Origin of the sequence: Desulfotignum phosphitoxidans DSM 13687, assembly GCF_000350545.1 — a bacterium.
GTDB lineage: Bacteria > Desulfobacterota > Desulfobacteria > Desulfobacterales > Desulfobacteraceae > Desulfotignum > Desulfotignum phosphitoxidans.
The window spans coordinates 41,857-57,783 of the sequence record NZ_APJX01000017.1 but is presented as its reverse complement, the minus strand read 5'-3'; the positions used below and the strand labels follow the sequence as shown (position 1 = coordinate 57,783).

Genomic DNA, 15,927 nt, shown 5'->3' with positions numbered 1-15,927 from the left:
TTTTTTTTGTAAAGCGTAACACACTTTTCTATAGTGTCCTATTGACAAGCCTTTTAGAGCTTGCCTAAATCAATATGAGGGAATGAAATGCAGAGTAACCGTGGAGGATATAGAGGAAAACCAAACAAAATTACCCCCGCATCTCAAGCGGGTTCATGTGAATGTTCGTATCCAAAGGTGGATGCTCGACCAATTAAAGGCAAAAGGAGAACCCGGAATCATTTTGGAAGATATTTTGAAAAAGGCAGGTTTTAAATATTGTGAGGATCAGAAGGATTGATTAATCGTTTTGGGTTGTAGTTCCAAACAGGAATTTTTAATTGTCGTACAAGCAAATAATAATTGTCGTTCGTCAATCAACTATCGAGAAAAAACGTCAATTACAATGAAGGAGATTGGCATGATCATGAAAGATAAAAATTGCAACAAAAACAGATCGGAATTTATTCATTCAAAATTCAGTTATCAATATGGGAAAACCGGCCAAGATAATTGACGCGGACCGGACAAAGTAATTGACATTTGACACAGAATATCACTGATAATATGTTCGACCTTGTTTCTGTGACTGATATGAAAGGCAATTTCATATTTCTTAGTGCTTCCTGCAAAATCCTGAATTATGATCTTGATTCCCTGATCGGAAAAAATGTCCTGGAATTGGTTCACCCGAAAGATCTGCCCGAAATATCACTCAGGTTCAGTGACCTCTTATCCAGATTTGATGATAACCAAAAAGTTGAATACCGATATCGGTGTGCTGACGGTACATATATCTGGTTAGAAACTGTTGGCCGATTCATCAGGGATGACAAAGGCAACCCAAAGGAGATACTTTTCAGTTCAAGAGATATCACCGAGCGAAAATTTGCGGAGGAAAAACTGGTCAAAGAAGCCACTCGCCGGCATCTCCTCATGGAACAGTCCCGGGATGGGATTGTTATCCTTGACCAGACAGGACAGGTGGTCGAATCCAACCGGCGATTCGCTGATATGCTCAACTATCCATTTGAATCAATGAACCGGCTTAAGGTGTCTGACTGGGAGTTTCTTTATCCACCTGACCGTTTAATCGAAATGATCAACAGTGTTGATGAAAAGGGGGACCATTTCGAAACCAGACACCGGCGCAGAGATGGCAGCGTTTATGACGTTGCAATCAGCACCAATGCTGCCTGGTTCGATGAACAAAAACTAATTTTCTGTATATGCCGGGATATCACCGAGCGCAAGCAGGCAGAAGAAGCCCTGCGGGAAAGTGAAGCAAGATTCCGATCAGTATACGACCATACGGCCGTCGGATTGGTCCATGTTTCCCTTGATTTACACATAATAAGTGCCAATAAAGCATATCATGATATGTTGGGATACAAGGAAAACGATCTCATTGGAAGGCATTTGAAAGAAATAACCCATCCTGATGTAATCGATGAAAATTTTCAAAACCAAGCCAAGCTGGCTTCCGGTGAAATCGATCATTACAGCATGGAGAAGAAATTTATTCACAAAAACGGACAAACCGTTCACGCCATACTTGATGCCAATTTGATAAGAGATGCTTTGGGAAACCCGACCTATTTTCTTGGAAGCGTGGTCAACATTACAGAACGTATACAGGCCGCAGCGGAGCGAGAGAAAATACAAGCCCAACTCACTCAGGCACAGAAACTGGAATCCATCGGTTCTCTGGCCGGGGGCATTGCCCATGACTTCAACAACCTGTTGTTCCCCATTGTAGGGCTGTCGGAAATGATGCTGGATGATTTTCCTCCCGGGAGCCCGGAACATAGTGATGCTCAGCAGATATTCGAGGCCGGAAAAAGAGGCAGAGCACTGGTGCATCAGATCCTTTCTTTCAGCCGGCAATCTGAGTATCAGCGCATACCGGTTCATATCCAGACAATACTCAAGGAGGTTTTTAAACTCTGCCGCACCACCATTCCAGCGGAAATCCCTATTACTCAGGATATTCAAATTGACTGCCGGCCGGTCATGGCAGACCCGACCCAGATCCACCAGATCGCCATGAACCTGATCACCAATGCCTTTCATGCGGTTGAACCGACCGGGGGTACCATATCGATACAACTCAAAGAGATCTTATACCATCAAAAAGATACCACGGCTGATCATCTGGCATCAGGTACCTATGCCATGCTGTCGGTGTCTGACACCGGCACGGGCATCGATCCCGCCATCATGAACAAAATCTTTGATCCCTACTTTACAACCAAGGGAAAAGGACGGGGAACCGGGCTCGGCCTGGCAACGGTATACGGCATTGTCAAAGCGTATGGGGGAGATATCCGGGTTGACAGTGAGCCAGGCAAAGGCGCCTGTTTTCATGTCTGTCTGCCGGTGCTGGAAACATCGGAAGCCAAGGATATTGAAAAACAGCCGCAACCGCTTCCCACGGGCACGGAACATATTTTGCTGGTGGATGATGAAAAGCCCATTGTCCAGCTTGAAAAACAGATGCTTGAACGACTGGGATACCGCACCACCTGCTTTTCAAACAGCGTGGATGCCCTGGCCGCTTTTGAAATGGATCCATCCCAGTTCGATCTGGTCATCACAGATATGCACATGCCGAACTTGACCGGCGCACATCTTGCTGAAAAAATGATCGCCGTCAAACCGGCGCTTCCTGTCATTGTGTGCACTGGATTCAGTGAAAGCATCAACCGGGAAAAAGCCGCTGCCATGGGTATCCGGGGACTGCTCATGAAACCGGTGGGACTGATGGATCTTGCCCGCAAGATCCGGGAGGTATTGGATTCAAAATCGGGATAAATCCTATCCGAATCTGTCACATTTATACGATTGTCACATTTTTGCGACCCGCCTTTATTTTTTAAAAAATTCCGTTAAATAAGTATGTCCCACAGGGAATATTCTGGATCCCGTGTCCGTGTGTCGTAATTGTGTGACAAATCATTTTCAGATATAAATTTTCATAACTTTCTGGAATTTATATTGATTCAGTATGTATCACAAGTTGGCACAAAACTTGAGATATTCATGGTGTACCAACTTGTGCGGTTTTATTAAACACCTCTGTAAAAGTAAAAATCAGGAAACGCCCATGAAGAAAATCATCCTGTTTGTTGACCGGGAATCAGGACCCAGAGGAAGGCTTTTTTTGCAGCGGATCCAGCAGCGGTTGCCCGGCACCCGGATTCAGGTGTGCCAGAGCCTTGATGCCTGTGTCACCTTCATCCGCCGGGTCAGGCCATGCATGGATACCTCCATTGTGGTTTTTTGGGTTGACACCAAACAGTCTCTCGATGACCTGTACAGGGAAAAACAGCTTTTTGAGCACCGGAAAATTGTGATGGTGCTGCCCGATGAAAAGACAGATGAATGTACAGCCATGGTTCACCGGTTTTTCCCCAGGTATGTGGCGGTAATGGATGACCGGTATGATGACCTGTGTGATGTCTTGAATCAAATGATAGTTCAGTGAAAAGATCGGTTGATAGCGGAAAACATGTCGGATGTGATCACATTAATGGGCATGAATTTTAAGTTTGCCTATGTCAGCCCGTCCATAAAGCGTCTCACGGGTTTCAGTGTTGAAGAGGCGTCACAGTTTTTGGTGGAACATATCCTTCCTCCGGATTCTTTTCAGGAAATCCTGAATATCGTCGAAGAGGAGATCAGGGCTGAAACCAACGGAAGTATTGATCCGGACCGGTCCCGGCTCATCGGAGAAGACACCGATCTGGTCTGGCAGCCGTCTGCCTGTGTATGGCCGGCAATAATTATCTTGATTGCCGTTCACAGACCGGATAAACTGGATACCCGGAAAATGGTCCGCCGGGTTCTGGACGGGGCGGATGAGCTGGTTGAGATCGCTTGAAACAGGGGTGCCGCTAACGAATAGACAGAAAAAAACGAGCTGGATGGAGAAAACAGGATGGATGACAGAGATAAAATGCTGAATGCGTTTGAACGCGCGCTTCTGGATGTGGACCGGCTGGCGGCCAGACAGGTGATGGAACAAAGGGGCCGGGATATGCGGCCCATACGATTTGTTGAAAAGGTGGTTCTGCCGGTTCTGGAACAGTTGGGTGCCGGTTGGCAGGACGGACCTCTGGCCCTGTCCCAAGTGTACATGGCCGGCCGGATCTGTGAAGAACTCATTGACGAGATGCTGCCGCCGGCAGATCCTTCCAGAAAAAATCAGCCCAGAATGGCCATTTGCATTCTGGAGGACCACCATGCATTGGGAAAGGTGATGGTATATGCAGTGCTGCGGTCCGGTGGATTCGATCTGCTGGATTATGGGGTGGTGGGTGTGGATGATCTTGTGGCCCGGGTACAGGCAGACCGGGTGAAAGTGCTGCTGATCTCCGTGCTGATGCTGCCTTCGGCCCTGAAAATCAAATCGGTCCGGCAGAAGCTGATGGATCGGGAGTGTGATGTGACACTGATTGTGGGCGGGGCCCCGTTCCGGTTCGATGATCAGTTGTGGCAGGCGGTGGGCGCGGACGTCATGTGCGAAAACGCGTCAGATGTCGTTCCCGCCATTGAAAAAATGATGGAGGAAAAAAGATGAGTCCGGTATCGACGACATCCATGCAGCGGGTTTTGACCACCCTGGGACACCGGGAGCCGGACCGGGTGCCGTTTTTTCTTTTGCTGACTCTGCACGGGGCAAAAGAACTGGGACTGTCCATCAAGACTTATTTTTCAACGCCTGAACATGTGGTGGAAGGACAGATGCGGCTGCTGGCAAAATACCGGCATGACTGCCTGTACAGTTTTTTTTATGCGCCCGTGGAAATCGAGGCATTCGGCGGCGAGGTAATGTTTGTGGATGACGGCCCTCCCAATTCCGGAGAACCGGTGATCAAAACCCATCAGGACATCAGAAACCTGACCGTGCCGGATGTTGAAAACACCCCGTGCCTGGCCCGGGTCCTGGCCGCCACCCGGGGACTCAGGGACCGTGTCCGGGATCAGGTGCCCATTATCGGGGTGGTGATGTCCCCGTTTTCCCTGCCGGTCATGCAGATGGGATTTGACCGGTATCTGGATCTGATGTTTGAGCAGCCGGACCTGTTTTCACACCTGATGAAAATCAATCAGGCATTCTGTGTCCAGTGGGCCAATGCCCAGCTGGCAGCCGGTGCCACGGCCATCTGCTATTTTGATCCCGTGTCCTCCACCACCATCACCACCCGAAAGATGTATTTGAAAACCGGGTTTGAGGTCGCTTGTCAGACCCTGGCACAGATCAACGGGCCCACCGCCACCCACATGGCCTCGGGCCGGTGTCTGCCAATTCTCCAGGATATCGCGGACACCGGCACCGCCGCAGTCGGGGTCAGCTGCCTGGAGGATATCCGGGCCGTTAAAGCGGCCTGCAAAAATAAACTGACCGTGATGGGCAATCTGAACGGCATTGAAATGCGGCGATGGTCTGTTGAACAGGCAGAAAACCATGTCAAAGATCTCATTGCAAAAGCCGGTGCCGGCGGCGGGTTTATCCTGTCCGACAACCATGGGGAAATTCCGTTTCAGGTGCCGGATGAGGTGCTCATGGCCATTTCCGATTCGGTTCATCGATGGGGAAAATACCCGTTGCCCACGGATGTATCCGGCAAGGAGTGATACCTGAGATGCCCGAAGATACGAATCCCGCCCCAGGGACGGAAAAAGAACTGCACGCGGCCCGGCAGCTGATTTCCCAATATGCCATGGCTTTTGATCTGCTCACCCGAATCGCCCATGCTGCCACGGAAAAAGAGGTCATAGACAATATCCTTCAGGTGTTTGACTTGCTTTTTTCGCCCCAGACTTTGTTTTATGCGGCCCTGAACCATGACCGGCAGGTGGGCCGGGTCTATTTTCTGTCGCCGTTGAAAGATGCCGTGCCCGCCATTCAAGCCCGGTTGTCCGGTTTCAGCCGCAGATATGCCTGGACGGATTCGGGCAATGGATTTCAAATAATGATCCGTTATAATAAAACGGATCTGGGAGTTCTTGAAATCGATGATGTCCAGTTTCCTGATGAAAAGGAACGGTATTTAAGCTTAAGTCTTTCCATCACCGAGGTCTGCGGCCTGGCCATTGAAAATGCCAAGCGGTATCAGTTCATCCGGGATGCTGAAGATCAGCTGAGAACAGAAAAAGAAAAACTGGAAAAAGCACTGTCCGAGGTCAAGACCCTGAGCGGATTGATCCCCATCTGCAGCCACTGCAAAAAAATCCGGGATGACAAGGGATACTGGAACCAGGTGGAAGCTTATATCTCGCAGCACTCGGATGCGAAATTCAGCCACGGCATCTGCCAGGATTGTCTGCAATTGCATTATGCCGATTATATGCCAAAAACCAAGGAATAACCTGCATCATATCCGGTGTGACAAATAAATTTTCCTTGACATACCCTGTTTTCCTATTCTAGTATAAGCGGATTGGGGTTGACAGGCAGGTGAAATTCGCCTGCGTTGACATTTAAAATTTGTGAAGGAGATTCAAACGATGAAAAAAATGATTCGCCGCAGTATTGCTGTGTTGTGCATGCTGGCTTTTGCCGGGTCTGCCGTTTTCGCGCAGACCGCTTTTGCCGCAGACCTGCCTGAATTGAACCTGAAGGTGTCCCAGGCCATGATGCCCAAGACCAGCCTGACCCATCAGCTGATCGAAGAATTTGCCGCCAATGTCACTGAGCGGACCGAGGGCAAAGTGACTTTCAAGATTTTCGGCCCTGAGATCGGGGACTGGACCGAGCTGGAGCGCATGACCAAACGCGGGGCCGTGGATATGCAGTTCAATGCATTTGACACCGGCCTGGATGCCCGGTGGAACTTTTTCACCCTGCCGTTCATGGTATCCAACTGGGACCAGGTCAGAAAAGTGTTCAGCAAAGGCGGTATTATCACGGAACTGGGCGAAAAATGGGCTGAAGAAAAAGGCCTGTATTATTTAGGTCCCTGGCTGAACAACCTGGCCAGTTTGGGCATGCAGGACAAAGTGGTCACCAATGAAGCCGATGCCAAGGGTTTGAAAATCCGGGTGCCGCCCATTGATACTTATCGCTGCTTTGTGGATAAAATGGGGTTCTCTCCGGTAACCATTCCCTGGGCCGAAGCCCCGACCGCCGTGGCCACGGGCCTGGTGGACGGCTGGGTGGGTTCCGGGGCCGTGTACATGTATGACCTGTTCCGGGATGTGGCCAAAGTCATGGTCGTGACCTATGACAGTCCGGAAACCTGGCATGTCACATTCAACCTGGACAAATGGCAGAAACTGCCGGAAGCCTATCAGACCATCATTACCGAGGAAGTGGAAAAAGTCATCGACAAACATCTGGATCTGGTGGAAAAAGAAGAACTGGACAACCAGGCCAAGCTGGTCGAGGCCGGTTGGCAGATTGTGGTTCCCACGGACGAGGAAATGGCGGCATGGAAAGAAAACTGCCTGGAATGCTGGGACAGCTATGAAGAGATCGTCGGCAAGGAAAATATCGAAAAACTGCTGGAAGAAGTCAACCAATAGTCCGGTATGATTAATTTTGTGCTGCCGCCCGCAACTGGTTTTCGGGCGGCAGCGTTTTTTTAACGGCACCTGTATGAGATCCAAAAATGACACATGATACCATGAACGCCTCAAATCCCATTCACCGGGCCGGACTGATCCTGGTTAAGATTCAGCGGTTTTTTCTGTTTTATCTGTTTTTGGTACTGGTGGTGGCCATGCTGTTTGAGCTGCTGGTCCGGTTTTTTCTGAAACAGTCCATTTTCGGGCTCTCGGATTTCATCGGATTTGCTTCCGTGTGGCTCTATGCCATCGGCGCGGCCCTGGCTTCCTATGACCGCACCCATATCAAGGCGGAATTTGTGAACGTATTTGCCAAATCCCCCCGGGTCAGAAACATGTGCCGGCTGGTGAGCGCCCTGGTTTCTGCGGGCATGTCCATGATCTTCACCAAATGGAGCTGGGATTTGTGCGTCTACAGCGTGTCCGTGGGAGAAGTCACCCAGGCCTATCCTGTGCCCAAGGTGATTTTCCAGTCTTCTTTTTTTGTGGGCGGCATTCTCATGGTGATCTATTTTCTGTGGGAAGCAGTGGACTGCTGGAATGATTTTAAAAACAATGCATGACCGGTTTGAAAAACAGACCCGTCCTGCTTCAGAATATCGAATATAGAGGAATCCCATGGAATTTGTTCTGATCGGTTTTGCCGTCTGCCTGGTGCTCATTGTCATAGGTGTGCCCGTGGCCATGGCTTTCGGGGTGCTCACGGTCATGCTGCTGTATTTTTTCGGGCAGGATGCCGGGTATCTCATTGAAGTCACTTACAAAAAAGTGGATTCGGTCATATTGTTTGCCGTGCCGTTGTTCATCCTGTTCGGTACGCTTTTGGATGCCACGGGCCTTGCCAAGCGGCTCATTGACTTTGTGAATCTGCTGATGACCCGGTTCCGCAGTGCCCTGGGCGCCGTCACCGTGGTGACCACGGCGTTGTTCAGTTCTATTTCCGGCACGGATTCGGCCGCCATCGCCTGCATCGGCACGGTCATGATTCCGCGCCTGGTGGCCAAAGGGTATCACCGGGGCCATGCCACAGCTCTGGTGGCATGTTCCGGTATTTTAGGCCAGCTGGTGCCCCCCAGCGTACCCATGATTTTTTACGCCATTATCACGGGATCTTCTATTTTAGGGGTGTGGTTCGCCACCCTGGGGCCGGCCATTCTTATTGTGATCATGTACTGCTTTCTCAATGCCTGGGCCGTGCGGAAAATGCCCATTGTGCCGGAAGAAAAATTTGATTCATTCGGCGAACAGATGACGCATATCACCAAAGCCGGGATTCACTGTATCCCGGTGCTGCTGCTGCCGTTTTTTATTTTCGGCTCCTTGTATTCAGGGTTGATCACGCCCACGGAAGTGGCGTTGATCGGGGTGTTTTATGTGCTGGCGTTGGGATTCTATTACCGGGCGCTGACCTGGCAGGAGATCAAGATCGCCGCCATCAGCACAGCGGTCATCAGCGGGGCCGTGACCCTGATGTTCTATTTCACGGAAACCACCAGCAAGATTTTGATTCTGGAAGGGATCACGGATGAGCTGGGGGCCTGGGTGGTGGCCAACTCCCCGAACCAGGCCGTGACCCTGTTCATGCTCAACATAATTTTGCTGCTCCTGGGTATGATGATGAATGATCTGTCCGGCACGGTCCTGTCCGCAGGCCTGTTATGGCCCATTGCCTCAGCTGCCGGCGTGGATCCCTATCATTTTGCCGCCATCACCGGGGTGAATCTGGGGCTGGGCACGGTCACACCGCCCACGGCACCGATGCTGTTTCTGGCGGGCCGGATCGGTAACAGTTCAGCGGAAGAATATATCAAGCCGGCCCTGGTGCTGATGATTGCCGGGATGGTGCCGGTGCTGCTGATCACCACCTACTGGCCGGACCTGTGCCTGTTCATTCCCAAAGCATTGGGGTTTATTAAATAAGAAATTTGAATCAAAGGAATAATTCAACGGAAACCGGGCCGGAAGTGTGCCCGGTTTTTATTAACGCAACAAAGATATCGTAAGGATGATTATCAATGGAAAACAAATATGATGCCATTGTCATCGGCGCCGGCATCATCGGCGCCTGCACCGGATTCGAGCTGGCCAAAAAAGGCCTGAAGGTGCTCAATGTGGACAAACTGCCGGAAGCGGGCCATGGCTCCACCTCAGGATCATGCGCCATTATCCGGCTGCATTACTCCACCCCGGACGGGGTGGCCATGGCCAGAGAAGGCTATTTCTACTGGGTGGATTGGGCCAAATACCTGGGCACGGTGGATGAAACCGGGCTGGTGAAATACATCAACACCGGGTGCATGGTCATGAAAACCGAAAAAAACCACAACCTGGAAAAGGTCAGGGCCGCCCTGGATGAACTGAGTGTGCCTTACTGGGATTTCGGCCCCAAAGAGATCACGGAACTGCTTCCCATCCTGGACACCCGGGGATTCGGTCCTCCTGCGCTGCCCAGTGATGCGCGTTTCGGCACCCCCACCCGGGATGCCATTGCAGGCGCCCTGTATATTCCTGAATCCGGGTTGATTTCCGATCCCAAACAGTCCACCCACAACGTGCAGCGGGCTGCAGAAGCCAGGGGCGGGAAATTTCTGTTCAATGCAAGGGTGGCCGAAATCCGGAAAAAAGACAACCAGGTCCAGGGCATTACGCTGGCGGACGGCACACAGATCGATGCCCCCGTGGTGATCAACGTGGCCGGACCGCACTCGTTCCAGATCAACCGCATGGCCGGTGTGGAAGACGAGATGAACATCAAGACAAGAGCCCTGCGCCAGGAGGTCTGTCATGTGCCGGCCCCGGAAGGATTTGACTACAACCATTTGGGCACCATTATCTCGGACGGGGATGTGGGATGCTATTCCAGACCGGAAGTGGGCAACAACATCCTGATCGGGTCAGAAGATCCGGAATGCGATACCCTGGAATACATCGATGATCCGGACAATTACAACACCGACTTCACGGAACAGTGGACCACCCAGGTGATGAGAGAGGCCCAGCGGATTCCGGACATGCGCATTCCCAACAAACCCAGCGGCATCGTGGACCTGTACGACTGCACCGACGACTGGATCCCCATCTATGACCGGTCCAGCCTCAACGGATTCTACATGGCCGTGGGCACCAGCGGAAACCAGTTCAAGAACGCCCCTGTAGCAGGCGCGCTCATGGCCCAACTGGTGCAGGAAGTGGAAAACGGCCGGGATCATGACAAAGACCCCGTGCATTTTACCATGAAATACACCAAACGGCCCTGCAACATCGGGTTTTATTCCCGGTTGCGCAAAATCAATCCGGATTCCAGTTTTTCCGTGATCGGATAAATGCCGGTATAAAACCATGAAGCACACGAAGAGATCACGAAGAATCAAATTCTTCGTGATCTCTTCGTGTATCAATCCTCTTCATCTTCATAAATATCCAGATCCGGGTAGAATTTTTCCGCACATTCCCGGCAGATGCTGTGGCTGAATTGCGCATCGGAATGCTCGTGGATATAGGTTTCCATCTGTTTCCAATACCCTTGGTCGTCCCGGATTTTTTTGCAGTGCATGCAGATGGGTAAAAGTCCGCTTAAGGTTTTGATTTCCTTCATGGCGGCTTCAAGATCCCGGTTTTTTCCCTTCAGACCGGTGTTGGCAGCCTGCAATTCGTTGGTGCGCAGGCGAATGGTTTCTTCCAGGCTCTGGTGGTGTTCCATGAGGCGATGTTCCGCTTTTCTGCGCAGTTTCCGCTGTCGCAAAGCCAGCATCAGGGTGATCAGGGCGGTGATGAATGTGGCACTGATCAGGGCGACGTCCCGTGTGGTTTCCTGCCGCCATTTATTGAGCAGGTTTTTTTTGTCATGCATGACCGCCACGTGAAACGGGAAATTGCGTAACTGATAGGTTGAAACCATTCGGGTGTCATCCTGATGTATGCGGTCCCCGGCCAGAAGCCGGCCCTGTGCATCAAAAAGCGCGATGCCTTGGGCATCTATGTGCAGATAGTCATCATATCTGTTGAAAAAAAACGAAGTGTCCATGATGGCGGTGAGAACACCGATAAATTGGTTTTGCCGGTTTTCCACCCGGCGGCTCAACAGAATCAGAGCCTGGGTGTTCTCGAAAAATTGAGGTTCCACCGCAGATTCCAGCCAGGCAAACTGAAATTTTTCAAAAGAGGTCAGCGTGACAGGCAGATCAGATTCCAGGACACGCCATTCTCTGTTTCCGTCGGCATGGGTGAACACAATGTCCCGGACCCGCGGCAGAAAAGTGAACTCTTCTTTGATGAACGCCGATGTTTCCGGGCTGAAACCCTCCTCGATGGGATTGTTCTGGTTTTTGATCATTGAGGCGGCAGCCAGCAGGGCGTAATCCACCGTGTACAGCATGCCGGAAATGCTTTCCCCCAGGACCTGAGCCTGGGTCCTGGATTTGATCATCCCTTCGTTGAGATGCTGGGCCCTGTTCCTCAGAATCGATGCCGCACTCAATGCCAGAAACCCGGCGGCAATTGCACAGGTCATCACGATAATCGGCATGAACATGCGGTCCCGGAAAAAAGCAGCCTGCCTGTTCGTCATTGTCTTTCCAGCTCCCGGGTGACCTGGCGGACCAGGTCCGGATCAATTCCCAGCTGTTTGACAAACCCGTCCTGGAGAGGGATCAGCCGGTTCCGCCAGGCATCCATCTGTTTTGGCAAAGGCTTGGACACCATCACTTTTTCTTCCAGCAACCGGTCTTTGGCCTGGTGCTGGGAATCGGCTGCCAGATTCCGGGAATCGTCAATGTTGTTTTCCCAGAGGTCCATGATAATCTGCTGAATGTCTTCAGGCAGCCTTTTCCAGAAGGAGTTGCGTATCAGCGGGACATACTGGGGAAAATACTGGCGGTCCTCGAACACGGATGTCACACCCATGTCCCACATTTGAGCGCTTTTAATGGTTTCATAGGTGGTGAGTACAGCATCGACCCGGCCCCGGTAAATGTGATCCGGCAGATCCGGCCAGGGAATGATCATGGGATCGCCGCCCAGCCCCTGGATTCTCAGTTTATTGGCAAGACCGCCGGCCACCCGGACCTTCAGCCCTTCTATGTCTTCATGCTGCCGGATCTGCTGCCGGATGCCGAACAGATGGGCATACCCCAGATCGATCCATCCGCCGATCACTTTGAAATTCAGGGTTTTTTCGATGCGGGCGTTGAGATTTTTTCCCAGGGGGCTGTCCAGGATGCTGTAGATGTCCTGGGCGCTTCTGCCGTAAAATACCGGCAGCTGAAACACCCCGACATCCGGTACGTACCGGGTGACGTGCCAGGTGCCGGGAACCGCCATTTCAATTTTTCCCTGGCCCAAAGCCCGGATCACATCCGCATCTCTGAACAACCGGGCATTAGAAAAAAACTGGACATCGATCCGTTTGTCCAGGGCGGTTTTCAGTTGCTGTGCAAACCGTTCCACAGCCCGGGTCTGAAAATGGGATGCCGTGTTTTCCACGGAAATTCGCATTATCGGCAGCAGTTTTGGAGCGGCCATCAGGTCTTTGGATCCCGATAGAAGTGATGTTAACAGGAACAGGATAACTGCAAAATAAGTCAGGGCTGATATTTGAGTCAAAATAGCAAAAAATCTACTGGATATGAAATCGCCCATTTTCCTGATATCTTTCAATGAATCAGTCTCCTTGAACAGGTTTGTCTGAAATCGGTATAAAAATTTGGAAAACCGGGCCGCTTCCCGCATCTGCCGTCACTGTGATGCAGCCGCCCAAAGATTTTATGGTACCCAGGGCAATGGGCAGTCCCAGTCCCCGGCCGACAAATTTAGTAGAATAGAAAGGATCGAATATTTTTTCAAGATTCTTCTCCGGAATACCCGGGCCGGTGTCCTGAATCCGGATACAGGCAAAATCGGAACCCTCAGGTCGAAAATCCACTGGGAGACGCAAGGTCCCAGTAATTTTTCCGGCAAGCACCTCACAGGTGCTGACATATATGGTTCCGGGTTGATCCCCAATAGCTTCCCTGGCATTGTTGAGCAGAATTTTCAGAAGCTGTCCGATTTCGTCCGTGTTCGCCCGGATCATTGGGCCTGGTTCAAAGAAATTTGTTTCCAGTAAGATCCATGATGGGAAATCCGGCAGATGTGTTGAAACAGCATTTCGGCAGGTTTCTGACAGATTCAGCCGTTTTTGGGATGGATGTGTCTGTCCCAGATAGATCCGCATGGTGGTTCCCAGTTTTGAAATGCGTTCCGCCGCCTGCATGGCCCCTTTCAGATTCGAGGTGATTCGGCTGTTTTTAGGCAGTGCTTCCATGGCCATTTCCAGGTTTCCCATTACAGAAGTCAACAGATTGTTGTAATGATGGGCCATAGCACCAGCCATGCGGTCCAGGCTTTCTGATTTCTGAAGATGGCGAATCCGGTTTTCAGTTTGTTTGCGTTCCGTGATATCCGGGCCGAAGCAAATCAGTCGTCCGCCGTTCGAGGTCATCCAGGTGGCGGAAATTTCTATGGGAAAGGTGGTCCCGTCCTTTCGGCGATGCCGGGTTTCAAACGATTCTGATCCATTGGTGACAATTCGTTCAATCCGGGCGGCCGTGATGTCGAAAGATTCGATGGTATCCAGATTTCCAATGGTCATTCCCACCAGCTCCTTTCTGGAATATCCGGTCATCAGGCAGAATGCATCATTGACTTCGACAATGATTCCTTGTGTGTTCAGAGCCCAGAAACCGTCGATAGTGGTTTTGTTAATGGCTTCGAGAAACTGTTGGGTCTGTTTTTCCTGTTTATTTTCCATCCAGCAGTCCTCGCAGTTTTTCTGCCAGATCAGCCATTGAAAAAGGTTTTTGAATAAATGCCGCGGAATCGTTCAAAATTGTATGATGGGTGATGATATCAGCGGTATATCCGGACATGAACAACCGTTTGATGACCGGATTAATCGCCGTGATTTTTTCTGCCAGGTCCTGGCCGTTCATCTCCGGCATGATCACATCGGTCAGCAGCAGATCAATGGTGCCGGCATGGTTTTTCATCGCTGTCAGGGCTTGTCTGGGTGTGGCCGCAGAAATCACTGAATACCCGTTTCGTTCCAGCATTGAACGGGTCATTCTGAGAATGGCAGGGTCATCTTCCACAAGCAGTATGGTTTCTGTTCCGCCTGAAGCTGCTTTTTCCCCCGTCATCGTCATGTTAGTTTTGTTTTGACCTTTAAATCGGGGTAGATAGATGTTGAAACTGGTCCCTTGGCCGGGCTCACTGTGGACATGGATGAATCCTTTATTCTGTTTTACGATGCCGTAGACGGTTGAAAGTCCCAGACCGGTTCCCCGGCCGACTCCCTTGGTAGTGAAAAAAGGTTCAAAGATATTGTCCAGCGTGTTTTTGTCCATGCCGCAACCGGTATCACTGATGGTCAACCGCACAAAATCACCGGGAATGAAACCCGGATGTTCACTGCAAAATTTTTCATCAAAAGACTGTTTGCCGGTTTCTATGGTAAGACTGCCGACACCGGTGATGGCATCCCGGGCATTGACACATAAATTGGCAAGGATTTGGTCGATCTGGGAGGGATCCATTTTTAAAGGCCATAAAGAACCGCCCGGCTTCCAGATCAGATCAATGTCTTCACCGATGAGGCGACGCAGCAGATTGAGCATGTTTTTTACCGTATCGTTCAAACCCAGCTGTCTGGGTGAGACCGGTTGTTTTCTGGCAAAGGCCAGCAGCTGATTTGTGATATCAGCTGATCGCTTTGCCGCAGTTTCAATTTCTTTCAAGTCAACATATACTGAATCATTTTTGTGGACTTTTTCCATGGCAAATTCCAGGCGACCCAGAATGATTCCCAGCATATTGTTGAAATCGTGGGCCACACCACCGGCCAGGCGACCTACGGATTCCATCTTCTGGGCCTGAATGAGTTGGGTTTGAAGATTTTCGTTCTCAGCCTCGATCTGTTTTCGTTCAGTAATATCCCGACAGATGCAAAAGATTTGCTTTTGTCCATCAAACCAGGCGGCATTGGTTGTTATTTCAACATCATAGGTGCTGCCGTCTCTTCGCCGGTGTGTGGTTTCAAAATGATCTCCTTTTTCATCAACCTGATTGATCATTTCAAGTATTTGTTCGGGTGAAAAAAGATATTCCCAGTCAAACACCTTGAGCCGGGTCATGGAGTCAAGAGGATGGCCGATCATGTCGGCAAACCGCTGACTGGATTCGATCACTTGTCCTGTCTGATCCAGAATGACAATACCGTCTCTGGACTGTTCCATGAGTATCCGACAACGGTCTGTTTTTTCAGGTACTTTATCTGATATTTTATTTTTCATTGGTCCGTTGCTTTATTATCCGGGAGTTGGGTGCCAAACCCGGGAAGTT

The 15,927-nt window shown here is 50.6% G+C and carries 14 protein-coding genes; 10 read left to right on the top strand and 4 right to left on the bottom strand.

From position 1 onward, the window contains the following. The first annotated feature begins 522 nt into the window (after positions 1–522). From DPO_RS22630 to DPO_RS22585, 10 genes are all read left to right on the top strand, one after another. Positions 523–2,793, top strand: coding sequence for a PAS domain-containing hybrid sensor histidine kinase/response regulator (locus DPO_RS22630; RefSeq protein ID WP_407637421.1), 2,271 nt, complete (start codon positions 523–525; stop codon positions 2,791–2,793). Positions 2,794–3,085: 292 nt separating this feature from the next. Continuing rightward, a complete protein-coding gene (locus DPO_RS22625) occupies positions 3,086–3,466 on the top strand; it encodes a hypothetical protein (protein WP_006968714.1) in 381 nt (126 codons plus the stop codon). A gap of 9 nt (positions 3,467–3,475) precedes the next feature. Next, the gene (locus tag DPO_RS22620; RefSeq protein WP_268870655.1) at positions 3,476–3,862 is read left to right on the top strand and encodes a PAS domain-containing protein; all 387 of its coding nucleotides are present in this window, start codon (positions 3,476–3,478) and stop codon (positions 3,860–3,862) included. A 57-nt stretch (positions 3,863–3,919) separates the two neighbouring features. Next, positions 3,920–4,561: a cobalamin B12-binding domain-containing protein gene (locus DPO_RS22615; RefSeq protein ID WP_006968712.1), complete on the top strand. Its 642-nt coding sequence runs from the start codon at positions 3,920–3,922 to the stop codon at positions 4,559–4,561. After that, positions 4,558–5,619 carry a uroporphyrinogen decarboxylase family protein gene (locus DPO_RS22610; RefSeq protein WP_006968711.1) on the top strand — a complete coding sequence of 354 codons (1,062 nt, stop codon included), beginning with the start codon at positions 4,558–4,560 and terminating at the stop codon, positions 5,617–5,619. The genes DPO_RS22615 and DPO_RS22610 overlap by 4 nt, the downstream gene beginning before the upstream one ends. A gap of 8 nt (positions 5,620–5,627) precedes the next feature. Further along, positions 5,628–6,353: a hypothetical protein gene (locus DPO_RS24250; protein ID WP_006968710.1), complete on the top strand. Its 726-nt coding sequence runs from the start codon at positions 5,628–5,630 to the stop codon at positions 6,351–6,353. Between the two features lie 139 nt (positions 6,354–6,492). After that, positions 6,493–7,509: a TRAP transporter substrate-binding protein DctP gene (gene dctP, locus DPO_RS22600; RefSeq protein ID WP_006968709.1), complete on the top strand. Its 1,017-nt coding sequence runs from the start codon at positions 6,493–6,495 to the stop codon at positions 7,507–7,509. Between the two features lie 86 nt (positions 7,510–7,595). Then, positions 7,596–8,114 (top strand): TRAP transporter small permease, encoded by a 519-nt coding sequence (locus DPO_RS22595; RefSeq protein ID WP_006968708.1) that lies wholly within the window; start codon positions 7,596–7,598, stop codon positions 8,112–8,114. Between the two features lie 55 nt (positions 8,115–8,169). Next, positions 8,170–9,471: a TRAP transporter large permease gene (locus DPO_RS22590; protein ID WP_006968707.1), complete on the top strand. Its 1,302-nt coding sequence runs from the start codon at positions 8,170–8,172 to the stop codon at positions 9,469–9,471. Positions 9,472–9,566: 95 nt separating this feature from the next. Then, positions 9,567–10,874: an NAD(P)/FAD-dependent oxidoreductase gene (locus tag DPO_RS22585; RefSeq protein ID WP_006968706.1), complete on the top strand. Its 1,308-nt coding sequence runs from the start codon at positions 9,567–9,569 to the stop codon at positions 10,872–10,874. 71 nt (positions 10,875–10,945) lie between these two features. Here the strand turns inward: DPO_RS22585 and DPO_RS24245 are convergent, their stop codons facing one another. The 4 genes from DPO_RS24245 to DPO_RS22565 all read right to left on the bottom strand — a co-directional run bounded on the left by DPO_RS24245 (position 10,946) and on the right by DPO_RS22565 (position 15,878). Beyond that, on the bottom strand, positions 10,946–12,118 hold the full coding sequence (locus tag DPO_RS24245) for a cache domain-containing protein (protein WP_006968705.1): 1,173 nt from the start codon (positions 12,116–12,118) through the stop codon (positions 10,946–10,948). Continuing rightward, positions 12,115–13,071, bottom strand: coding sequence for a TRAP transporter substrate-binding protein DctP (gene dctP, locus DPO_RS22575; protein ID WP_152427795.1), 957 nt, complete (start codon positions 13,069–13,071; stop codon positions 12,115–12,117). The genes DPO_RS24245 and dctP (DPO_RS22575) overlap by 4 nt, the downstream gene beginning before the upstream one ends. Before the next feature lie 139 nt (positions 13,072–13,210). Next, positions 13,211–14,338 (bottom strand): two-component system sensor histidine kinase NtrB, encoded by a 1,128-nt coding sequence (locus tag DPO_RS22570; protein ID WP_006968703.1) that lies wholly within the window; start codon positions 14,336–14,338, stop codon positions 13,211–13,213. Continuing rightward, positions 14,328–15,878, bottom strand: a complete 1,551-nt coding sequence (locus DPO_RS22565) for a hybrid sensor histidine kinase/response regulator (RefSeq protein ID WP_083912135.1) — start codon at positions 15,876–15,878, stop codon at positions 14,328–14,330. Before DPO_RS22565 ends, DPO_RS22570 begins: the two co-directional genes overlap by 11 nt. Between the last annotated feature and the right edge of the window lie 49 nt (positions 15,879–15,927).